Raw genomic sequence first — 20,278 nt, 5'->3', positions numbered from 1 at the left:
TCAGTCGTAGTTCTCGGCGTCGGGATCGGTGGCCTCGAGCTCGTAGCTGGCCGCCAGCAGCGCCAGGCGACCGATCACGCCGTACATGTAGAAGCGGTTGGGAGCGCTTGCGCCGGGCTTCTCCCCAGGCTGGGGCAGCCGGCTGGTGTTCTCGAACGCCAGCGGCACAAAACTCGCCCCGGGCGCGTTGAGGTTCTCGTCGACTCCGCGCTCGGCGTGGATCCGGTAGAAACCACCGACCACGTAGCGGTCCATCATGTAGACCACCGGCTCGGCCACCGCCGCATGAATGCGCTCCTCGGTGAGGACGCCTTCCTGGATGATGACCTCGTGGACCTGCTGGCCGTCCTTGACCACCGACATCTTGTTGCGCGTCTTGCGATTGAGCTGCTCGAGCTCTTTGGCGTCGCGCACGGTCATGATGCCCATGCCGTAGGTACCGTTGTTGGCCTTCACGACGACGAAGGGCTTTTCGTGGATGCCGTAGTCCTTGTATTTCTTGCGGATCTTGGACAGAAGCGCGTCGGTCTTGTCCATGACGCACTCGCCGCCTTCACCCGAGGCGAAGTCGACCTCACCGCAGTGGCTGAACATCGGGTTGATCAGCCAGGGATCGATGCCCAGCATCTTGCCGAAACGCTTGGCGACTTCCTCGTAGCTCTGGAAGTGGTTTGTCTTGCGCCGCACGCTCCAACCGGCATGCAGGGGCGGCAGCAAGTACTGCTCGTGCAGGTCCTCCAGGATGCCGGGGGCGCCCGCCGACAGGTCGTTATTGAGGAGGATGGTGCAGGGGTCGAAATCCTTTAGGCCCAGACGGTGCTTGGTGCGCACCACGGGGTCGAGGGTGATGACCTCGCCGCCGGGCAACTCGATCCGGGTGGACTCGGTGATCTCAGGGCTGATGGAGCCCAGGCGGACGTTGAGGCCCGCCATATGAAAGATGCGCTGCAACTGCGCCAGGTTGCTCAGATAGAAGGTGTTGCGGGTGTGGTTCTCGGGAATCACCAAGAGGTTCTTGGCCTCGGGGCAGATCTTCTCGATCGCCGCCATGGCCGCCTGCACCGCCAGCGGCAGCATCTCGGGGGTGAGGTTGTTCCAGCCGCCAGGGAAGAGGTTGGTGTCGACCGGCGCGAGCTTGAAGCCAGCATTGCGGATGTCCACCGAGCAGTAAAACGGCGGCGTGTGCTCCATCCACTCCAGGCGGAACCAGCGCTCAATCGCCGGCATGGACTCGAGAATGCGCTGCTCGAGTTCGTTGATGGGGCCGGTCAAGGCCGTGACGAGGTGGGGGACCATGGAGCCCTTGAGTTGCTACGGGAATGCGGACTCCCATTGTAGGGTTTCACCCCATTAGGTCCGGACCTGCCCCTCGCCCAGCACCACCCATTTCAAAGAGGTCAGGCCCTCAATGCCCACCGGGCCGCGGGCGTGGAACTTGTCGGTGCTGATGCCGATCTCGGCCCCCAGGCCGTACTCGAAACCGTCCGCGAAGCGGGTACTCGCATTCACCATAACGCTGGAGGAATCAACCTCACGCAGAAAGCGCTGGGCATGGACATGGTCCCGGGTGAGGATGGCGTCGGTGTGGTGGCTGCTGTAGTGGTTGATGTGGGCAATGGCCTCGTCGAGGCCGGCGACCACCTTCACGCTGATCACAGGGGCCAGGTACTCCTCGAACCAATCCTGCTCGGTGGCGGGCACGACCTTGGCGCCGGGGACCGCAGCCAGGACAGCCTGGGACTCAGGACAGGCACGCATCTCGACCCCCTTGGCCGCGAACACCGCGCCGATACGGGGCAGAAAGGCGGCTGCCACGCCCCGGGCCACCAGCAGGCCCTCGGTGGCATTGCAGGGGCTGTACTTCTGGGTTTTGGCGTTGTCGGTGACGGTCAGCGCGAGGTCGAGGTCGCTGGGGTCGTCGACATAGGTATGGCAGTTGCCATCTAGGTGCTTGATGACGGGCACCTTGGCCTCGCGCGAGATGCGTTCGATCAGGCTCTTGCCGCCCCGGGGAATGATCACATCCACATACTGGGGCATGGCGATGAGCTGGCCCACCGCCTCGCGGTCGGTGGTCTGCACCAGTTGCACCGCCTCGGCGGGCAAGCCCGCCGCTGCCAGCGCCTGTTGCACCAGCACCGCCAGGGCCTTGTTGGAGTCGATGGCTTCCGATCCGCCGCGCAGGATGCAGGCGTTGCCGCTCTTAATGGACAGGCTGGCCGCCTCGATGGTGACGTTGGGACGGCTCTCGAAAATCATCCCGAAGACGCCGATGGGCACCCGCATCTGGCCCACCCGGATGCCCGAGGGCTGCTGGCGCAGGCCAGAGATCTCGCCGATCACGTCGGGCATGGCAGCCAACTGCTCGCAGCCCTGGGCCACGGTCTCGATGACCTTGGGCGTCAGGCGCAGCCGGTCCACCATCGGGTCGGACAGGCCGGCGGCCTGCGCCCGCCCGATGTCCAGGGCATTGGCCTGACCCAGCGCCGGCGCGCTTTCACGCAGCAGGCCGGCGAGGACGCGCAACGCGCGGTTGCGGGTGGCGGCGTCGGCCCGGGCCATGGCGGCCGAGGCGGTGCGGGCCTGTGCGCCCAGGGACTGGACGTATTCGGCGATGTTGAGCGCGTTCATGCTGAAATTTTCTCATGCGCCGGCGCGCAGGCCAGGCAAAGCTCCAGGGCCAGACGCTGCAGGGCCTGCCAGCTGTCTGTCGGCCAGCCGGGCGCCTTGAGGCCCTTGACGATGCCATCCACCACATGAGCCGAATGCAGAAGGCCGTCCAGCGCCAGCGGGGTGAGCCGGGGCAGTACCCGCTCGAAGAGGCGCTCTTTGAGGCCCCAGACCCGCTGCTCACGCAGCGCCATCGGCAACGGCCGGCCGGCGGCCATCGCATCCTTGACCCGCTTGAGCGCCCGAATGTCCTCGGCCAGGGTGTAGTGCACCAGTACCTCAGCCTCGCCCTCAGCCTGCAGGCCCTCGAGCATACGCTGCACCCGCTGTACCTGACCAGCCAGGACCGCCTCGGACAGCTTGAACACGTCGTAGCGGGCGACGTTCAGCACGGCCGCCTCGACCTGCTCGTAGGCCAGCTCGCCCGGCGGGTAAAGCAGGGCCAGCTTCTCGATTTCCTGGTGCGCCGCCAGCAGGTTGCCCTCCACCCGGTCGGCGAAGAACTGCAAGGTGCGCTGGCCCGCCTCGCCCGCCAGCACCCGCTGTCCGTGGCGGGCAAGACGCGCGGCGATCCAGGCCGGTAGCTGGGCGCGCTCTATTGGGTCGACCTTGATGGTGACGCCAGAGGTTTCAAGAGCACTGAACCAGGCACCCTGGGTGCTCATGCGGTCGAGGCGAGGCAGGAGCACCAGGGTCAGCACACCCTCGTTACCCTCGGCCTGCTGGGCCAGCTGCTGCAGGGCGACGCTGCCTTCCTTGCCCGGCTTTCCCGAGGGAATGCGGACCTCCACGATCTGCCGGTCGGCAAACAGGCTCATGGAGCCACCGGCGGCCAGCACCGCACCCCAGTCGAAATGCGCGCCAGCGACGGTGTGCACCGTGCGTTCGGTGTAGCCCTGGCTGCGGGCAGCGGCGCGAATCGCATCGGCCGCCTCCTGCACCAGCAGCGGCTCGTCCCCGTGCAGGGCGTAGAGCGAGCGCAAGCCCTTCTGAAGATGGGGCTGGAGTTGGTTCAGGGCCAGCTGCATGATGGAATGGCTGTGAGGCCGCGTGGGATAGACCGGTGGGCGCCGTGCGGGTGGTGACGCCGATCAGCCTGGCTGCAGCGTTGCCAGCCGTCGGACCAGTTGCTGCGTCAGGTCGGACTGCATGTCGCGGAAAAGGATTTCCTCCTCCGCCTCCTTGGCCAGGGCCACGGTCTCGTTGTAGCTCACATCCCGCTGCTGCTCCATCAGCAGGTCGGTGATCAGGTCGACGCCGCGCGCCGAGCGGGCCGAGACCCGCACGGAGAGCTGCAGCTGCAACTCGCGCACCTGGCCGTTACTGGTGCGGCTAACCACCACACGGGCACGCTGCTCGCCCGAGATCAGCAGCACCACCTGGGCCCGCTCCGGCGGGTCCTTGGGGCCAAAGACCTGCAGGCCGTTGCCCCGCAAGGCAAGCCGAAGTTCCTCGGCCAGGGGCGTGGTCGCCGCCAGGTGCAAGCTGTCATAGGCGAACCTGGCTGAGCCGCGAAGGCGGAAACCGCAAGCCGCCAACATCGGGGCCAGGGCTAGGGCACCGCCGGTGAGGGCGGCCGATCGCAGCAGGCGGCGGCGCTCCATCAGACCACCAGGTTGACCAGCCGGCCAGGCACCACCACCACCTTCTTGGGTGCAGCCCCCTGGGCGAACTTGGTGAAGGCCTCGCTGGCGACGGCGATCTGCTCGATCTGCTCGCGGCTGGCCCCGGCGGGCACCCGCAGGCTCCCGCGCAGCTTGCCGTTGACCTGCAGCATCAGCTCGACCTCGTCCTGCACCAAGGCAGCTTCATCGACCTGGGGCCAGGGCGCGTCGATCAGTTCGCCATGGATAGCGGCGTAGCCTAGCGCCTGCCACAGGCCGTGGGCGATGTGCGGGGTGGCCGGGTAAAGCGCGCGAAGCAAAATGCCGAAGCCCTCGGCCAACGCGGCATCTGCACCCGCGTCTGCACCAGCCTCAGCCTCGGCCTTGAAGTTCTCCAGCGCGTTGAGCATCTTCATCGCACCGGAGACCACGGTGTTGTACTGCATGCGCACATAGTCGTAGTCGACCTGGCGCAGCACGGTATGGATCTCCAGGCGCAGGGCACGGGCGGCCTTGCCCAGGTCCCCGGCCTGAACCGCTTGCGCGCGACCCGCCACCGCAGCGGCCTGGCTGCCCGCCAGCTTCAGGCCGAAGTTCCAGACCCGGCGCAGGAAACGGTGGCTGCCCTCGAGCGCGGCGTCGTTCCACTCCAGCGTGGCCTCGGGCGGCGCGGTGAACATGGTGTAGAGGCGCGCGGTGTCGGCGCCGTAGGTCTCGATCAGGGCCTGCGGGTCGACGCCGTTGTTCTTGGACTTGGACATGGTGGTCCAGCCCTCGTAGGTGACCGGCTGGCCGTCGGCCTTGAGCGTGGCTGTCACCGCCTTGGTCTGCGGGTCGCGAACGATGTCGAGTTCGTGCTGCCAGTAGTACTGCTTGCCGGTGGTGGTGCGCGAGAAGGCCTCGTTGAGCACCATGCCCTGCGTGAGCAATTTGGTGAAGGGCTCGTCAATCTTGACCAGGCCCAGATCGCGCATGACCTTGGTCCAAAACCGCGCGTAGAGCAGGTGCAAGATGGCGTGCTCAATGCCGCCGATGTACTGGTCCATCGGCATCCAGTACTGGGCGCCCTCGGCCACCATCTGCTGGTTGTTCGTCGGGTCGCAGTAACGCATGAAGTACCAGGACGAATCCACGAAGGTGTCCATGGTGTCGGTCTCGCGCCGGGCCGGCTTGCCGCAGACGGGGCAGGTGCAGGCCAGAAAGTCCTCGCGCTTGTTCAAGGGGTTGCCCGAGCCGTCGGGCACGCAGTCGAGCGGCAGGACGACCGGCAGGTCCTTCTCGGGCACCGGCACCGCGCCATGCTCGGCGCAGTGAATGATGGGAATCGGGGTACCCCAGTAACGCTGGCGGCTGATGCCCCAGTCACGCAGGCGCCAGGTGGTCTTTTTCTCGCCAAGGCCCTTCTGGCCCAGGGAGGCCGCGACCGCATGGACGGCCTCCTTGTAGCCGAAGCCACTGAAGATGTCGGAGTTGATGGTCACGCCCTGCGTCTTGTCCGCGTACCACTCCTGCCAGTGGTGGTAGTCGTAGGCTTGGCCATTGACATCGATCACCTGCACGATCGGCAGGCTGTACTTGAGAGCGAAGGCAAAGTCACGCTCGTCGTGACCGGGCACGCCCATCACCGCACCATCGCCATAGCCCATGAGCACATAGTTGCCCACCCAGACATCGACTGGCTCGCCGGTGAGCGGGTGAGTGACCTGCAGCCCGGTGGGCATGCCTTCCTTTTCCCTGAGCGCAAGCTCGGCCTCGGTGGTGCCACCCTTCTTGCATTCTTCGATGAAGGTGGCCAGCGCGGGGTTGCCCTGGGCCGCGTGGGTGGCCAGCGGATGCTCGGGCGCCACCGCGCAGAAAGTGACGCCCATGATGGTGTCGGCGCGGGTGGTAAAGACATAGAGCTTGCCATCGCCAATGGGCTGGCCGTCGGCGTCCTGGATGGCGTGCGGGAAAGCAAACCGCAGGCCCTCGCTCTTGCCGATCCAGTTCTCCTGCATCAGCTTGACCCGCTCGGGCCAGCCGGGCAACTGGTTCTGTACGTGCTCGAGCAGTTCTTCGGCGTAGTCGGTGATCTTGAGGTAGTAGCCCGGGATCTCGCGCTTTTCGACCACCGCGCCGGTGCGCCAGCCCTTGCCGTCGATCACCTGTTCATTGGCCAGCACCGTCTGGTCCACCGGGTCCCAGTTGACGACCTGGGTCTTGCGATAAGCGATGCCTTTTTCAAGCATCTTCAGGAACAACCACTGGTTCCACTGGTAGTAGCTGGGGTCGCAGGTGGCGATCTCGCGCGACCAGTCGATGGCCAGTCCCATCGCCTGCATCTGCTTCTTCATGTAAGCGATGTTGTCGTAGGTCCACTGCGCCGGCGGTACGCCGTTCTTGAGCGCCGCGTTCTCGGCTGGCAGGCCGAAGGCGTCCCACCCCATCGGCATCAGCACGTTGTGACCGTTCATGCGCAGGTAGCGCGTGAGCATGTCGTTGATGGTGTAGTTGCGCACGTGCCCCATATGCAGCTTGCCGCTGGGATAGGGGAGCATGGAGCAGGCGTAGAACTTCTTCTTGCTCGCATCCTCGACGACGCGGTAGGCGTCGCGGGCGCTCCAGTGGTCCTGGGCCGCCTTCTCGATCTCGAGGTGGTTGTACTTGTCTTGCATGGTGCTCAAATTGTAGGGTCGGGCACCGGCCGCGGCGGCCGCACTGGCCGCAACGATGCCGTGGGACGCGATCAGGGCTTGACCGGCTCGGCAACGAAGGCGATGCGCGCGAGCCCGGCCTGCTGGGCCGCGCCCATCACCTCGGCCACTCGGCCGTAGGGAACAGACTGGTCAGCGCGCAGCCGAAGCTCGACATCCGGGTTGTCACGGGCTGCCTGGGCCAGGCGCTCGGACAGTTGGGCGGCGGTGGCGGGCTGGTCGTTCACGAAACGCTGTCCCTGGGCGTCGATCGAGACCGACAGGAAGCGGGGGGCGTCGGCGGGCCGGGTGCCGGCCGCTTGGGGCAAGTCCAGCCGCAGGGCGCTGGCGAGCAGGGGGGCGGTGACCAGCAGGATGACCACCAGCACCAGCAACACGTCAACCAGGGGGGTGACGTTGATCTCGGAAATGGGAGCGGCCTGACCGCCGCGCTCGAGGCGGCCGAAGGTCATGGCACGACAACTTCCACGTCCAGCGCTGCGTGCGGGGCGCTCGCTGGCTTGGGGCGGCCCGGCGCTGCGCTCATGACTTTCCCGCGAGGAGGTCGCGCAAGTCGAAGGCGAAGCCTTCCAGCGTGGCCTCTAGCCGGGCAACCCGGCGGTTGAAGACGTTGTAGGCCAGCACCGCCGGCAGTGCCACCGCCAGGCCGGCGGCGGTCATGACCAGGGCCTCCCCGACCGGGCCAGCGACCTGGTCGAGGGTCACCTGGCCACCGCCCGTCAGGCCTGCTAGCGCGTGGTAGATGCCCCAGACAGTTCCCAGCAGGCCGACGAAGGGCGCAGTGGAGCCGACCGTGGCCAGCAGCACCTGGCCGAACTGTAGACGGTCGGTGAGGCCGTGCAGGGCGTCGCGCAGGCTGCGAGTGAGTTGCTGGGCGCGGTCGCCACCCGCTGCCAAGCCGCCAGTGGGCGGCTCCGTGGCGTCCACCAGGCAGGAGACCAGCGGCTCGCGCTCCAGGTCAGCCAGACGGGCGCGGGCCTCGGCCACCGAGGCCGCCTGCCAGAACGCGGAGACGCCAGCCAAGATGTCGGCGCCCACGCGGCGCAGGAACCAGAGCTTCCAGAGAATGACAACCCAGCTGGCGACAGACATGACGAGCATCAGCAACGCCACCCCTTGCGTCAGCGCATCACCTTGGCGAAGTATTTGAAGCAGGTCCATGGGTCGGAGGCCGCCAGGAGGGATCAGCGCAGCCCGAGGACGTCGAACATGTCGAACAGGCCCGCCGGGCGGTCCGCCAGGAAGCGCACCGCCCGCAGGCTACCCTGGGCGTAAGTTGCGCGGCTCGAGGACTTGTGGGTGATTTCGATCCGCTCGCCGGTACCGGCAAAGAGCACGGTATGGTCGCCCACGATGTCGCCACCGCGCACGGTGGCAAAGCCGATAGACGAAGGGTCACGTTCGCCCGTCACGCCCTCGCGGGCATACACCGCGCAGTCTTTCAGGTTGCGACCCATCGCCTCGGCAATCACCTCGCCCATCTTGAGCGCGGTGCCCGAGGGCGCGTCGACCTTATGGCGGTGGTGGGCCTCGATGATCTCGATGTCATAGCCGGTAGACATCGCCTTGGCGGCCATCTCCAACAGCTTGAGGGTGACGTTCACCCCCACACTCATATTGGGCGCCATCACGATGGCGATGTCGCGGGCGGCGTCTTCGATTTCCCGCTTTTGCGCCTCGGAAAAACCGGTCGTTCCGATCACCAGCTTGACACCGCGCTCGCGGCACACCCGCAGGTGGGCCATCGTGCCCTCGGGCCGGGTGAAGTCGATCAGCACCTCGGCGTTGGCCAGGCCGGTGCGAAGGTCGGCGGTCACCGGCACGCCGCTGGCGTGTCCGAGGAAGGCGCTGGCGTCGTTGCCCAGGGCCGGGCTGCTTGGAATGTCGAGCGCGCCGGTCAGGCGACAGTCGTCGGAGGCGCGCAGGGACTCAATCAGCATGTGACCCATGCGGCCGGTGGCGCCAGCAACGGCCACGCGGTGGAAGGAGGATGTCGCCATCGGCAGTTTTGATTCGGGTGGTGGTCGGTCCGCCCCGGCGCCCTCAGCGCGCGGGGACGGGGGCGGGGGTGGGGACAGATGCAGGCTCGAGCGGCGGGTAACGGCCGACCGAGACAGCAGCCGGCGCTCCTGGCGCCGAGGCGGCTGCAGCACGCGGGCGGGCAAAGCGGGACAGCTGGGCCTCAGTCGCCTCGAGCACAGGCACCTTGCCGACCTGACGCTTGTCCACCGCATCGGCGAACTCGGCCTCGGTCGGCGGCGTGTCGCCCTCGAGGCGCTCGAGCCGGTCGTCCTTGAAGAACAGGCTCAAACGGAACGCCTGTGGCGCCACCCCTTGACGGCGCAGTGTGAAGGCGTAGTCCCAACGGTCAGCGTGGAAGACGCTGGTGGCCAGGGGCGTACCCAAAACTTCGCGCACCTGATCGCGGGTGATACCAGGCCGCAGGTACTCGACCTGCTCGCGAGACACGAAGTTGCCCTGAACCACCTGCGGGCGATAGGGCTGTACGACCCCGGCGACGCGTTGACTGGTCGATTCCACGGTGCCACAGGCTGTGGCCAGCGCGCAGGCAGCCAGGCCCATCCCCAGGCGCAGCGCCTGCCGCCAGCCCCAAGGGCGGTCGGATTGTCGAAGGGAGAAATGGGGCATCTCTGAGTGGACGGATATGATCGGCGCATTGTAGCGGCGACCCCCCTGATCGCAGCCTGTTTGGGGTGATCTTCGCAAGCACTGCACCCCCGCCTGCCCATGGCAAACATCGACGAACTCAAGAGCAACGGCCTCAAAGCCACGCTGCCGCGCCTGAAGATCCTGGAGGTGTTCCAGCGCGGCACGCTGCGCCACATGACGGCCGAAGACCTCTACCGGGTGCTGCTCGAAGAGCGCTCAGACATCGGCCTGGCCACCGTCTACCGGGTCCTGACCCAGTTCGAGCAGGCGGGCATCCTGTCGCGCAGTCACTTCGAAAGCGGCAAGGCGGTCTATGAGCTCAATGAGGGCCAACACCACGACCACCTTGTCTGCCTCGACTGCGGCCGGGTGGAGGAATTCTTCGACCCGGAGATCGAGACGCGCCAGCAGAAGGTGGCCGCCGCCAAGGGTTTTGCCATCGCTGACCATGCGCTCAGCCTGTACGCGCACTGCACCAAGACGGACTGCGCCAACCACCCGGGCGCCAGCCGCCGCTAAGCGCGGCTGAAAGCGGCTCAGTGCCGCCGGCGAGGGCCGATCAGCCCGAGGCGCCGCCTTCAGCCTCCATGGCGCGCCGGTGGCGCTCCACGAATTCCTCGTAGGTGTCCACCCCGCGCATCTGCAAGATGGCATTGCGAACCGCCGCTTCGACCAGCACCGCGATGTTGCGGCCGGCGACCACCTGGATTACCACCTTGCGAATTGGAACCCCCAGCACATCCTGGGTCAGTGGCTCCGAGGGCAAGCGCTCGTACTCGCGCTCCAGGGTCTCGCGGCGCACCAGGTGAACGAAGAGCCGCAGGCGCATCTTGCGGCGCACTGCGGATTCGCCAAAGATGGCCCGGATGTCCAGCAGGCCGATGCCTCGCACCTCCAGCAAATTCTGCAGCAGCTCCGGACAGCGGCCCTCGATCGTGGTCTGGTTGATTCGGTACAGGTCGACCGCGTCGTCGGCCACCAGACCGTTGCCGCGCGAGACGAGTTCAAGGCCTAGCTCGCTCTTGCCAAGGCCCGATTCGCCCGTGATCAGAACGCCCAGACCCAGGATGTCCATGAACACCCCGTGCATAGTGGTCCGCTCGGCGAAGTGCTTGGACAGGTAGGCCCGCAGCACGTCGATCACGAAAGCCGAGGACTCCCGGGTGGCGAACATCGGGATTTGCGCACGCTCGCACATGGCGGTGAGCGCGTCGGGCGCCACCTGGCCGTCGGCCAGAACCAGCACCGGCGGCTCGAGGGTGACGATGCGGGAGATGCGCCGGGCGCAATCTTCGGGGGTGGAATTGGTGAGGTAGGCGATCTCGCGCTCGCCCAGGATCTGCACCCGATAGGGGTGGATGTAGTTGAGGTAGCCCACCAGATCGGCACCGGAGCGGGCCGCGCGGATCGCGATTTCGTCAAAGCGACGCTCGGAGGCGCCCAGGCCAGCAACCCACTCCCACTTGAGCTTGGCCCGATGGTCCTCAAACAGGACATCGGCGCTGACGACGGTGGGCTTCACGGATCGGCGGCGCGGGTTGGACGGAAGGACCCGGCCTCAGGCCGGCTGGGCCGACTGCCAGCCCTCGATCAGGGCGTGCAGCTCTTGGGAGGTACTGCTGGACTTGATGCGCTCCCGCAGGGGGGCATCGCTGAGCAGCTCAGCGATCTCGGACAGGATCTCGAGGTGCTTTTGGGTAGCCGCCTCGGGCACCAGCAGGAAAATCAGAAGGCCGACCGGCTGCTCGTCCGGGGCGTCGAAACCGATAGGGCTGGACAGCTGGAGCAGTGCCGCCATGGGCGCCTTCAAGCCCTTGATGCGGCCATGGGGAATGGCCACACCATGACCCAGCCCGGTGGAGCCGAGGCGCTCACGGGCAAACAGGCTGTCGGTGATGAGGGCGCGCGAGAGACCATGCAGGTTCTCGAACAACAAGCCCGCCTCCTCGAATGCCCGCTTCTTGCTCGTGGCATCGACGTGCACCAGCACCTGGGTGGCCGGCAGGATAGAGGCGAGGCGGTTCATGGTTGGGGAGCGAATTATGCACCCCATGCCCAGCACTCCCAACGGCTCATAGAAGGTGCGTGGACAAGGCGCCACAGGGGTCACCAACTCATGCGCCGGGGACCAGCGACCCGCTGTTCGCTAGGGCGGGGAAGACAACGCGCCCTGAAGGGCGCCCCGGCGCGGGGAACGCAGGGGCGAACTGACGAGGGAACGCGCCGGGGGGAGGCCCAGGTCGTGGGGGTCTCGGGCGCGGGTCAGGCCGCCGGGCTGATCAGGGGTGCCCCCAAGGCCTCGCTACCCAGGACGTCCCGTTTGGCGGTACGGCCGGCCAAGGCCCGTTCACCGATACGGTTTTTATGCTCCGACACCTGGCGGTCCAGCTTGTCAACCAAGAGGTCGATGGCGGCGTACAAGTCCTCGTCGGCGCATTCGGCGAACAGGTCGCTGCCCTTGACATGAATGCGGCACTCGGCCCGCTGCCGTCGCTCCTTCTCCTTCTGGTTGTCCACCTTCAGCAGCACCCGGATATCGACCACCTGGTCGAAATGACGGGTGATGCGCTCGAGCTTGTTGACCACATAGGCGCGCAGGGCGGGGGTGACTTCCAGATGGTGACCGCTGATCGTCAAGTTCATGGGTGCGTCTCCAGTTGCACGGTGGGAATAGCCGCTGCGCTGACCAGCGCAACAGCTGGAAGGATCACAAGTCAAACCCACTATGCGCCTGGCCGCCCGGTTTTGCAACGCGGGCAAGGCGTCTGGGGGTATGCGGCTTCACCCGCCCGGGGGTGGCGAGGGGGGTCGGGACGGTCGAGGTTGGCATGTTCGATTCGCTCAACCCGAGGCTTGTCCGGGGACGAGGGCGGGCGGCGACGACGGATCATTCGGGCGAGGGACATCTCAGAGGGTTCCTGGCAACAAGGCGCCAAACTGCTGTCGGCGCGGAGGCCTGCCCGGCAGCCCATGCGGGGCCCTTTGCGGCACCACATCCGACGTCAAGGCCACCGCCCCGGCCAGGACCGGCGGGGGCGCGGTCGGAGATCCAGCGTCACCCAAGGCATGGCTGCGAAATGGCCATGGCGGTGCGGCGCGCGTATGCCGATGCGGGCCGGGCGGGCTAGCGGCGTCCGGCGTGGCGCATCCTCTCGCACTGCTTCGGGTGGAGGACGGCGAGACAGGGTCCGCAAGAACTTCAGTAACAGGGTGAAACATGGGCGCAGGCTCCCGAGAAAATCTGTCCGCCGCGCTCGTTGCATCCAGGGTGGCAACACCAAGGTGCAACATGCGCCAAGCGTGAGATCGGTAGACGACATTGGCAACAATCTAGAGCCAAGCTCCTCTGCGGGGCGTCGGCTGGCACTGCTATCCGAGGTAGGACGATTCCTGCAACTTGGAAGATGCATACATTTGAACTAGCATGGGGTCGAGCGGATCCGTGACCACTGAACCATGACCCTTGCCACCCTGATCCAGATGAGCGCCACAGCGCCGCAGCGCAGGCGGCAGGCGCTGGTCCTTATGGGGGGTGGCGCGCGCACGGCCTACCAGGTGGGCGTACTACGCGGACTGGCCAACCTGCTGCGGGTTCAGTCGACCGCCCCCAGCACCTCGTTTCCTTTCCAGGTGCTCGTGGGCACATCCGCTGGCGCGCTCAATGCGGCCTTCCTGGCCAGCGTCGCCACCCAAGGCCTGGACGCCTTCGACCGGCTCGCCGACTTCTGGTTGCGGCTGCGCAGCGAAAGGGTCTACCGGCTGGATGCCCCCCATTGGGTGCGGTTCTCCCGCCTGCTGGCTGCGGTGCGGCTCTGGAGTCGTGCACGCCAGGAGGGCGCACTGCTGGACACCATGCCGCTGGTCGACACCCTGCACCAGGCCATCTCGCTGGACGGGATCGAGGCCTCGCTGGCAAGCGGGGCGCTGGACGCAGTGGCGGTGACCGCTTCGAGCTACACCTCCGGAGAGCACTGGACTTTTTGCCAGACCCATCCGGCGGGCCCTTCCGGCTCGGGCGGCCCGCGCCAGCCCTGGGCGCGCCCCGGCCGGCGTGGTGAATTCCAGCCGCTGACGATCGAGCATTTGATGGCCTCGGCTGCCATCCCGCTGCTGTTCCCCGCTACGCCGCTGTGGGTGGAGGGTCGGCGCGAGTACTTCGGCGACGGCTCGATGCGCCAGATCTCCCCGCTGTCGCCTGCATTGCACCTGCAGGCCGACCGGGTGCTGGTGATCGGGGTAGGTCAGCCGCAACGCGCCGGGATGGGCGGCGCAGCCACGGCGGCAGCCGCACCCATGGGCGAGCCTCGCATGGGTGCGATCATGGGCCACGCCCTGGCCAGCGTCTTTCACGACACCCTGCAGGCCGACGTGGAGCAGGCCCAGCGGGTCACCCAGACCCTGCGGCAGATGCCCCGTGAAATCGCAGCGCTCATGCCCTACCGGGCGGTCGACGTGATGGCGCTGCAGCCCAGCGAGTCACTGGACGCGCTGGCCCAGGCCCATGCAGGCGCGCTGCCGAGAGAGGTGCGCCGCGCCCTGGCTGGCCTCGGCGCCATGCGCAGCGGCGGCCCCTTGGCCAGCTATCTGCTTTTCGAGCCGGCTTTCGTCAGCGCACTGGTCAACCTCGGGGAGCAGGACGCTTACACCCACAAGGCCGAACTGCTGGCTTTTCTGGATAACGGCCGAGCAAGCCCCATCGGTTCCAGCAGCTGAGCGCGGCATAATCCAACGGTCGAAACCACCGGAGGCATTTGCCTTGGAAACCTGCCCTAGTCGGTAGCTTTCGACGCCCGTGACTGCGGCGTCGGAAGCACCCATCCCCGCCGCACCCCCGCCTTGTCACGGAGTGAGCCATGCTCAACATCTTCACGCTCGTCAATGGGCGCCTCTTCCAGGAAGAAATCGAGTCCCTGGAAGAACTCTCCAAGTTCCAGCCCATCTGGGTAGACCTCGAATCGCCCACGCTGGAAGAAAAGCGCTGGGTCAAGCAGTACTTCGGCCTGTCCATCCCCGACGACGCGATGGACGAGGACATCGAGGAGTCCGCCCGCTTCTATGAAGAAGACAACGGCGACCTGCACATCCGCAGCGACTTCCTGGTCGCTGGCGACGACGAACCCCGCACGGTGCGGGTGGCCTTCATCCTCAACTTGGTCAATGAAAGCCTGCGCAGCAAGGGCGTGCTGTTTTCCATCCACGACGAAGATATCCCGGTGTTCCGGCTGCTGCGCCTGCGCGCCCGCCGTGCCCCCGGGCTGATCGAGGATGCCAAGGAGGTGCTGCTCAAGCTGTTCGACGCCGACGCGGAGTACTCGGCCGACACGCTGGAAGGCATCTACGACGAGCTCGAGAAGGCCGGCAAACAGGTGCTGTCGGGTGAAGTGACCGACACCCTGGCTGGCGAGGTGCTGGGCGCCATCGCCCGCCAAGAGGACTTGAACGGCCGGATCCGCCGCAACGTGATGGACACGCGCCGCGCGGTGAGCTTCATGATGCGCAGCCGCATGCTCTCGGCCGAGCAGTTCGAGGAGGCGCGTCAGATCCTGCGCGACATCGAATCGCTGGACAACCACACCGCTTTCCTGTTCGACAAGATCAACTTCCTGATGGACGCCACCGTCGGCTTCATCAACATCAACCAAAACAAGATCATCAAGATTTTCTCGGTGGCCAGCGTCGCCCTGCTGCCACCGACCTTGGTCGCCAGCCTGTACGGAATGAACCTGCGCTTCCCCGAGATCGCATGGCTGGGCGACCTGGGCTACCCCTATGTGCTGGGCCTGATGATCGCCAGCGCCCTGGTGCCCATGTGGTACTTCCGAAAACGAGGCTGGCTACGATGAACACACGCCCGATGAACCGATACCTCTTGCGCATTGCGCGCCTCCTTCGCGCCGCGAGCGCTCTGGCGGTGGCCAGTGTCACCTTGCCAGCCCTGGCAGCCGGCGGTCACCATGCCATCGACGACGCCGCCCTGCTGGAGCCGGGCCGCTGCAAGCTCGAGTCCTGGGCCAGCCGCAGCGGCCCCGGGCCGCTGGGCTTGTTGCACGGCGCAGCCGGTTGCCGGCTCGGGCCGATCGAGTGGTCGCTCGGCGTCGACCAAGTCCGTGAGGACGGCACCCGGCAGCGCACTTTGGGCGCCCAACTCAAATGGGCGACGGCGCTGACCCCCTGGCTCAGTGGCGGCCTCGCCGTGGCCCCGGCCTGGACACCGACGGCACGGCCACGGGAGCGGTCGGTGGTGGTCAACGGCCTGCTCACGGGCACCTGGAGCGAAGACCTGCGCTGGCATGCCAACCTGGGGCGCACGCAGGCGGATCCCGGCGGCGCACGCGCCTGGCGCGGCGGCCTGTCGGTGGACTGGGCCTTCCGCCCCGATTGGCAGGTGATGACGGAGCGCTATCGGGAGGACGGCAGTGACTTCCTGCGCTCGGGTCTGCGCTGGCAGCCCGCGCAGGGCTGGACGCTGGACGCGAGCCATGCCTGGCGCCTGCGCGGCGAGGGCAAAACCGCCAGCACACTGGGCCTGACTTTCGAGTTCGAGTAAGGGCCAGCTTGGCCGGCCCGCAGGGCGAAGGCCGCGCCGCTCAGGCCAGCAGGTGGGCGACGATGGCCGCCGAGTGCCGGCTGGCCACCTCCTGGACGAAGTGCAGAAAATCGCCGTGGGCCGCGTCGTCGGCCCGGTCGGAGATGGTGCGCACCGCCGCATAGGGCAGACCGTAGTCGTGGCAGACCTGGGCGATGGCGGCGCCCTCCATTTCGACCGCCAGCGCGTCGGGCAGTTCTGCCTGCAGCGCCCGCGCCTCGGCGGTGGTCGCGACGAAGCGATCGCCGCTGACGATCAACCCCCGATGCAGCCGGGCCTGCGGCAAGGCAGCGCCAGCAGCCAGCGCCAAGCGTGCGCTGAGCGACGCATCGGTGGCAAAACGACTTTTCCCGTAAAGGGGGACCTCGTGACGTGGGAACAGGGGTGAGGCGTCTAGGTCATGCTGCAAGAAGGCGTCGGCCACCACCACGTCACCCACCTGCACGCCAGGACCCAGGCCTCCGGCCACGCCGGTGAAGACGATGGCGGAGGCGCCGAATCGCTCAATCAAAGTGACTGCAGTGGCCGCAGCTGCCACCTTGCCGATACGCGAGAGCACCAGAACCACATCCTGGCCATGCAAGCGCCCGCGAAAAAATTCACGCCCCGCGACGGTGCTGCAGGTCTCGGCCGGCATGAGGGCAAGCACCGCGGCCAGCTCCTCGCGCATGGCGGCGACGATGGCGAGTGTCATGAGGCCCTCTGCGCAAGCAGAGACAGATCCCGAGGTCCGAAGGGCGGCCGAAGGCTCAAGTCTTGTCGCGCAACTCGCGGCGAAGGATCTTGCCCACCGGGGTCTTGGGCAGCTCGGTGCGGAACTCGATGGCGCTCGGCCGCTTGTAGCCGGTGAGGTTCGCGTGGCAGAAGTCGCGCACCTGCTGCTCGGTGAGCGCCGGGTCCTTCTTGACGACGAAGAGCTTGACCGCCTCGCCGCTGTGCTCGTCGGGCACGCCGACCGCGGCGCACTCGAGCACGCCGGGCAGCATCGACACCACGTCTTCTACCTCGTTGGGATAGACGTTGAATCCTGAGACCAGGATCATGTCTTTCTTGCGGTCAACGATCTTGAAGTAGCCCCGCTCGTCCATGAATCCGACGTCACCGGACTTGAACCAGCCGTCGGCGGTCATGACCTTGGCGGTCTCGTCTGGGCGCTGCCAGTAACCCGCCATCACTTGCGGTCCCTTGATCGCAATCTCGCCGCGCTCGCCCACCGGCACGTCATTGCCATCGTCGTCGAGGATCTTCATCCGGGTCGCAGGAATGGGGACGCCGATGGTGCCGGTGAAGTCGGTATTGGTCACCGGGTTGCAGCTGGCCGAGGGCGAGGTTTCCGACAGGCCATAGCCCTCGCAAATGGGACAACCCGTCTTCTCCAGCCACTGCTTGGCAACGGCGCTTTGCACCGCCATGCCGCCGCCCACCGAGATCTTGAGGTGACTCCAGTCGACGGTGCCGAAGTCGGGATGGTTGACCAGGCCGTTGAACAGCGTACTCACCGCGGGGAAGCTGTGGAAACGGTGCTTGGAAAGCTCCTTGAGCACCGCCGGCAGGTCGCGCGGGTTCGGAATGAGAATCTGCTTGCCGCCATTTCGCATGGACACCATCATGCTCACGGTGAACGCAAAGATGTGATAAAGCGGCAGCGCGCAGACACCGGTGGGTTGCTCGCCCGCCGGAATTTTCTTCATGACCGGGTCGTTCCAGACGTCGGACTGCAGCACATTGGCCACCACGTTGCGGTGCAAAAGCACTGCGCCCTTGGACACGCCGGTGGTGCCGCCGGTGTACTGCAGGACAGCAATGTCATCAGGGCCCACCGCTACCGGCGACAGGGTGCGCCCCTCGCCCTGCGCCAGTGCGGCATTGAACCGGACCGAGCCGGGCAGGCTGAAGGCCGGCACCATTTTCTTGACACGACGAACGACGTAGTTGACCAGGGCACCTTTGAGCGCACCCAGGCGGTCGCCCATAGCTGCCACCACCACATGCTTGACGCCGGTATTGGCGATACAGGCCTGCAGGGTATGGGCGAAGTTCTCAACGATGACAATCGCCTTGGCGCCCGAGTCGCGCAGTTGGTGATCAAGCTCGCGCGCGGTGTAGAGCGGGTTCACATTGACCACCACCATGCCAGCACGCAAGATGGCGGCGACGGTGATCGGGTACTGGGGCAAGTTAGGCATCATGACCGCCACCCGGTCCCCTTTGGACAACCCAAGACCCTGAAGATAGCTGGCCAGTTGCCGGCTCAGGCGGTCGGTGTCGCCAAAGCTCGTTTCCTTGCCCAGAAAGCTGTAGGCGGGGCGGTCGGCAAAGCGGGAGAAACTCTCCTCCATCAGCTCCACCAGCGAACGGTACTGGCCAGGGTCGATGTCGGTGGGGACGCCGGCAGGATAGGCGGATAGCCAGGGGCGGTCGGTCATTGTGGTCACTCCTCGGTACTTCCGAACGTTAAGACAGGACTTCCAGTCCCGGTGCCGGCTGCATGACGGCCCCGAGTCACTCCCTGCTGCGGTCTGCGCCGCTTGACTACGAGGGCGGCAGAACCATCCGCGCCCTCTTCGCTCACTCCACGGCCTTGACCATGTCCTCGACCACCTTCTTGGCGTCGCCGAAGACCATCATCGTCTTATCCATGTAGAAAAGTTCGTTGTCCAGCCCGGCGTAGCCAGCAGCCATGCTTCGCTTGTTCACGATCACCGTCTTGGCCTTGTAGGCATCGAGAATGGGCATACCGTAGATCGGGCTGCCCTTTTGCATGGCGGCGGGGTTGACCACGTCATTGGCGCCCAGGACGATGGCCACGTCGACCTGCCCGAATTCGCCGTTGATGTCTTCCATTTCGAAGACCTGGTCGTAAGGCACCTCGGCCTCGGCCAGCAGCACGTTCATGTGACCGGGCATACGGCCGGCGACGGGGTGGATGGCGTACTTGACGGTGATGCCCTTGTGCGTGAGCTTCTCGGCGAGCTCCTTCACCGCATGCTGGGCGCGCGCCACCGCCAGGCCGTAGCCGGGCACGATGACCACGGTTTCCGCATTGCCCAGGATGAAGGCGGCGTCATCTGCACTGCCGCTCTTCACGCTGCGTTGCGGCTGTGCGCTGCCAGTGGCGGCGGTGGCGTCACCGCCAAAGCCGCCCAGGATCACGCTGAAGAACGAGCGGTTCATGGCCTTGCACATGATGTAGCTGAGGATGGCGCCCGAGCTGCCGACCAGAGCCCCGGTGATGATCAGGGTAACGTTCTCGAGCGTGAAGCCCAGCGCCGCCGCCGCCCAGCCCGAGTAGCTGTTCAGCATCGACACCACGACCGGCATGTCGGCGCCGCCGATCGGGATGATGATGAGCACGCCCATCACGAAGCCCAGGGCGCAGATCAGGCCGAAGTCGAGTGCGCTTTCCGAGTGCCAGAAGCCGAACAGGAAGAACAGCGTGGCCACCGCCAGGGCCGCGTTGAGCTTGTGCTGGCCGGCAAAAGTGACCGGGGCGCCCTGGAACAGACGGAACTTGTACTTGCCGCTCAGCTTGCCGAAGGCGATGACCGAGCCGCTGAACGTGACCGCACCGATGAAGGCGCCCAGTGCCAGCTCGACCCGGTTGCCGCCCGGAATGGCGCCGCCCTTGGTGGTGATGGCGAAAGCCCAGGGCTCAGCCACGGCCGCGGCCGCGATGAACACCGCCGCCAGGCCGATCATGCTGTGCATGAAGGCGACCAGCTCGGGCATCTTGGTCATTTCAACCCGGCGGGCCATGGTGGCACCGGCGGCGCCGCCCACAACGAGCGCGCCCAGCACCCAGGCCAGGCCTTCGCCGAAACCGACGTCCAGCGCGACGGCCTGGCGCTGGATGAGCGCCGCGGTGGTCAGCACGGCGATCGTCATGCCGATCATGCCGAACAGGTTGCCGCGGATCGAGGTGGTCGGGTGCGACAGGCCCTTCAAGGCCTGGATGAAGCAGACGATGGCGATCAGGTACAGCAGCGTGACGAGGTTCATGCTCATGCCGATGCTCCCTTGTCTGCCGCGGGCTTCTTGTCTTTCTTCCTGAACAT

The 20,278-nt window shown here is 66.3% G+C and carries 19 protein-coding genes; 4 read left to right on the top strand and 15 right to left on the bottom strand.

Features of this window, described 5'->3' with window-relative positions; genetic code table 11:
• The 9 genes from gshA to QE494_RS07765 all read right to left on the bottom strand — a co-directional run bounded on the left by gshA (position 1) and on the right by QE494_RS07765 (position 9,616).
• Positions 1 to 1,296, bottom strand: a complete 1,296-nt coding sequence (gene gshA / locus QE494_RS07805; RefSeq protein WP_300042358.1) for a glutamate--cysteine ligase — start codon at positions 1,294 to 1,296, stop codon at positions 1 to 3.
• A gap of 54 nt (positions 1,297 to 1,350) precedes the next feature.
• Positions 1,351 to 2,631 (bottom strand): glutamate-5-semialdehyde dehydrogenase, encoded by a 1,281-nt coding sequence (locus QE494_RS07800; protein ID WP_300042357.1) that lies wholly within the window; start codon positions 2,629 to 2,631, stop codon positions 1,351 to 1,353.
• The gene (gene holA, locus QE494_RS07795) at positions 2,628 to 3,698 is read right to left on the bottom strand and encodes a DNA polymerase III subunit delta (RefSeq protein WP_300042356.1); all 1,071 of its coding nucleotides are present in this window, start codon (positions 3,696 to 3,698) and stop codon (positions 2,628 to 2,630) included. Before holA ends, QE494_RS07800 begins: the two co-directional genes overlap by 4 nt.
• Positions 3,699 to 3,761: 63 nt before the next feature.
• Positions 3,762 to 4,274 (bottom strand): LPS assembly lipoprotein LptE, encoded by a 513-nt coding sequence (gene lptE, locus QE494_RS07790; RefSeq protein ID WP_300042355.1) that lies wholly within the window; start codon positions 4,272 to 4,274, stop codon positions 3,762 to 3,764.
• Positions 4,274 to 6,928, bottom strand: a complete 2,655-nt coding sequence (gene leuS / locus QE494_RS07785) for a leucine--tRNA ligase (protein ID WP_300042354.1) — start codon at positions 6,926 to 6,928, stop codon at positions 4,274 to 4,276. Before leuS ends, lptE begins: the two co-directional genes overlap by 1 nt.
• 71 nt (positions 6,929 to 6,999) lie before the next feature.
• The gene (locus QE494_RS07780) at positions 7,000 to 7,419 is read right to left on the bottom strand and encodes a biopolymer transporter ExbD (protein WP_300042353.1); all 420 of its coding nucleotides are present in this window, start codon (positions 7,417 to 7,419) and stop codon (positions 7,000 to 7,002) included.
• Positions 7,420 to 7,489: 70 nt separating this feature from the next.
• Positions 7,490 to 8,128 carry a MotA/TolQ/ExbB proton channel family protein gene (locus QE494_RS07775; protein ID WP_300042352.1) on the bottom strand — a complete coding sequence of 213 codons (639 nt, stop codon included), beginning with the start codon at positions 8,126 to 8,128 and terminating at the stop codon, positions 7,490 to 7,492.
• A 23-nt stretch (positions 8,129 to 8,151) separates the two neighbouring features.
• Complete coding sequence (gene dapB, locus QE494_RS07770; protein ID WP_300042351.1) at positions 8,152 to 8,967, bottom strand: 4-hydroxy-tetrahydrodipicolinate reductase; 816 nt, start codon at positions 8,965 to 8,967, stop codon at positions 8,152 to 8,154.
• Positions 8,968 to 9,010: 43 nt separating this feature from the next.
• Positions 9,011 to 9,616 carry an outer membrane protein assembly factor BamE gene (locus QE494_RS07765; RefSeq protein ID WP_300042350.1) on the bottom strand — a complete coding sequence of 202 codons (606 nt, stop codon included), beginning with the start codon at positions 9,614 to 9,616 and terminating at the stop codon, positions 9,011 to 9,013.
• A gap of 99 nt (positions 9,617 to 9,715) precedes the next feature.
• Here QE494_RS07765 and fur point away from each other — a divergent pair, with 99 nt between their 5' ends.
• The gene (fur, locus tag QE494_RS07760; protein ID WP_300042348.1) at positions 9,716 to 10,156 is read left to right on the top strand and encodes a ferric iron uptake transcriptional regulator; all 441 of its coding nucleotides are present in this window, start codon (positions 9,716 to 9,718) and stop codon (positions 10,154 to 10,156) included.
• Positions 10,157 to 10,196: 40 nt separating this feature from the next.
• Here fur and hprK read toward each other — a convergent pair whose 3' ends face one another.
• From hprK to raiA, 3 genes are all read right to left on the bottom strand, one after another.
• The gene (gene hprK, locus QE494_RS07755) at positions 10,197 to 11,159 is read right to left on the bottom strand and encodes an HPr(Ser) kinase/phosphatase (RefSeq protein WP_300042347.1); all 963 of its coding nucleotides are present in this window, start codon (positions 11,157 to 11,159) and stop codon (positions 10,197 to 10,199) included.
• A 36-nt stretch (positions 11,160 to 11,195) separates the two neighbouring features.
• A complete protein-coding gene (locus tag QE494_RS07750; RefSeq protein ID WP_300042346.1) occupies positions 11,196 to 11,663 on the bottom strand; it encodes a PTS sugar transporter subunit IIA in 468 nt (155 codons plus the stop codon).
• A gap of 236 nt (positions 11,664 to 11,899) precedes the next feature.
• Positions 11,900 to 12,280, bottom strand: a complete 381-nt coding sequence (raiA, locus tag QE494_RS07745) for a ribosome-associated translation inhibitor RaiA (RefSeq protein WP_300042345.1) — start codon at positions 12,278 to 12,280, stop codon at positions 11,900 to 11,902.
• Positions 12,281 to 13,093: 813 nt separating this feature from the next.
• On the opposite strand from raiA, the gene QE494_RS07740 reads away from it, so the two are divergent.
• The 3 genes from QE494_RS07740 (at position 13,094) to QE494_RS07730 (ending at position 16,184) form a co-directional block, all read left to right on the top strand.
• Positions 13,094 to 14,350 (top strand): patatin-like phospholipase family protein, encoded by a 1,257-nt coding sequence (locus tag QE494_RS07740; RefSeq protein WP_300042344.1) that lies wholly within the window; start codon positions 13,094 to 13,096, stop codon positions 14,348 to 14,350.
• 140 nt (positions 14,351 to 14,490) lie between these two features.
• Positions 14,491 to 15,480: a magnesium/cobalt transporter CorA gene (gene corA, locus QE494_RS07735; protein WP_300042343.1), complete on the top strand. Its 990-nt coding sequence runs from the start codon at positions 14,491 to 14,493 to the stop codon at positions 15,478 to 15,480.
• 11 nt (positions 15,481 to 15,491) lie between these two features.
• Complete coding sequence (locus QE494_RS07730) at positions 15,492 to 16,184, top strand: hypothetical protein (RefSeq protein WP_300042342.1); 693 nt, start codon at positions 15,492 to 15,494, stop codon at positions 16,182 to 16,184.
• A 40-nt stretch (positions 16,185 to 16,224) separates the two neighbouring features.
• Here the strand turns inward: QE494_RS07730 and QE494_RS07725 are convergent, their stop codons facing one another.
• The 3 genes from QE494_RS07725 to QE494_RS07715 all read right to left on the bottom strand — a co-directional run bounded on the left by QE494_RS07725 (position 16,225) and on the right by QE494_RS07715 (position 20,228).
• Positions 16,225 to 16,917: a 5'-methylthioadenosine/adenosylhomocysteine nucleosidase gene (locus QE494_RS07725; RefSeq protein WP_300042341.1), complete on the bottom strand. Its 693-nt coding sequence runs from the start codon at positions 16,915 to 16,917 to the stop codon at positions 16,225 to 16,227.
• 55 nt (positions 16,918 to 16,972) lie between these two features.
• On the bottom strand, positions 16,973 to 18,649 hold the full coding sequence (locus tag QE494_RS07720) for a long-chain-fatty-acid--CoA ligase (protein WP_300042340.1): 1,677 nt from the start codon (positions 18,647 to 18,649) through the stop codon (positions 16,973 to 16,975).
• Between the two features lie 142 nt (positions 18,650 to 18,791).
• Positions 18,792 to 20,228 carry an NAD(P)(+) transhydrogenase (Re/Si-specific) subunit beta gene (locus QE494_RS07715; RefSeq protein WP_300042339.1) on the bottom strand — a complete coding sequence of 479 codons (1,437 nt, stop codon included), beginning with the start codon at positions 20,226 to 20,228 and terminating at the stop codon, positions 18,792 to 18,794.
• Positions 20,229 to 20,278 lie beyond the last annotated feature (50 nt).

The organism is Ramlibacter sp. (assembly GCF_029866045.1).
In the GTDB taxonomy this organism is placed as follows: Bacteria; Pseudomonadota; Gammaproteobacteria; order Burkholderiales; family Burkholderiaceae_C; genus Ramlibacter.
The sequence above is the reverse complement of the archived record's forward strand: the minus strand, read 5'-3'. Positions and strand labels throughout refer to the sequence as shown.

Coding starts and splice junctions, on each gene's coding strand:
- gshA (WP_300042358.1), bottom strand. CDS start 1,296: ATGGTCCCCCACCTCGTCACGGCCTTGACCGGCCCCATCAACGAACTC.
- QE494_RS07800 (WP_300042357.1), bottom strand. CDS start 2,631: ATGAACGCGCTCAACATCGCCGAATACGTCCAGTCCCTGGGCGCACAG.
- holA (WP_300042356.1), bottom strand. CDS start 3,698: ATGCAGCTGGCCCTGAACCAACTCCAGCCCCATCTTCAGAAGGGCTTG.
- lptE (WP_300042355.1), bottom strand. CDS start 4,274: ATGGAGCGCCGCCGCCTGCTGCGATCGGCCGCCCTCACCGGCGGTGCC.
- leuS (WP_300042354.1), bottom strand. CDS start 6,928: ATGCAAGACAAGTACAACCACCTCGAGATCGAGAAGGCGGCCCAGGAC.
- QE494_RS07780 (WP_300042353.1), bottom strand. CDS start 7,419: ATGACCTTCGGCCGCCTCGAGCGCGGCGGTCAGGCCGCTCCCATTTCC.
- QE494_RS07775 (WP_300042352.1), bottom strand. CDS start 8,128: ATGGACCTGCTTCAAATACTTCGCCAAGGTGATGCGCTGACGCAAGGG.
- dapB (WP_300042351.1), bottom strand. CDS start 8,967: ATGGCGACATCCTCCTTCCACCGCGTGGCCGTTGCTGGCGCCACCGGC.
- QE494_RS07765 (WP_300042350.1), bottom strand. CDS start 9,616: ATGCCCCATTTCTCCCTTCGACAATCCGACCGCCCTTGGGGCTGGCGG.
- fur (WP_300042348.1), top strand. CDS start 9,716: ATGGCAAACATCGACGAACTCAAGAGCAACGGCCTCAAAGCCACGCTG.
- QE494_RS07750 (WP_300042346.1), bottom strand. CDS start 11,663: ATGAACCGCCTCGCCTCTATCCTGCCGGCCACCCAGGTGCTGGTGCAC.
- raiA (WP_300042345.1), bottom strand. CDS start 12,280: ATGAACTTGACGATCAGCGGTCACCATCTGGAAGTCACCCCCGCCCTG.
- QE494_RS07740 (WP_300042344.1), top strand. CDS start 13,094: ATGACCCTTGCCACCCTGATCCAGATGAGCGCCACAGCGCCGCAGCGC.
- corA (WP_300042343.1), top strand. CDS start 14,491: ATGCTCAACATCTTCACGCTCGTCAATGGGCGCCTCTTCCAGGAAGAA.
- QE494_RS07730 (WP_300042342.1), top strand. CDS start 15,492: ATGAACCGATACCTCTTGCGCATTGCGCGCCTCCTTCGCGCCGCGAGC.
- QE494_RS07725 (WP_300042341.1), bottom strand. CDS start 16,917: ATGACACTCGCCATCGTCGCCGCCATGCGCGAGGAGCTGGCCGCGGTG.
- QE494_RS07720 (WP_300042340.1), bottom strand. CDS start 18,649: ATGACCGACCGCCCCTGGCTATCCGCCTATCCTGCCGGCGTCCCCACC.
- QE494_RS07715 (WP_300042339.1), bottom strand. CDS start 20,228: ATGAGCATGAACCTCGTCACGCTGCTGTACCTGATCGCCATCGTCTGC.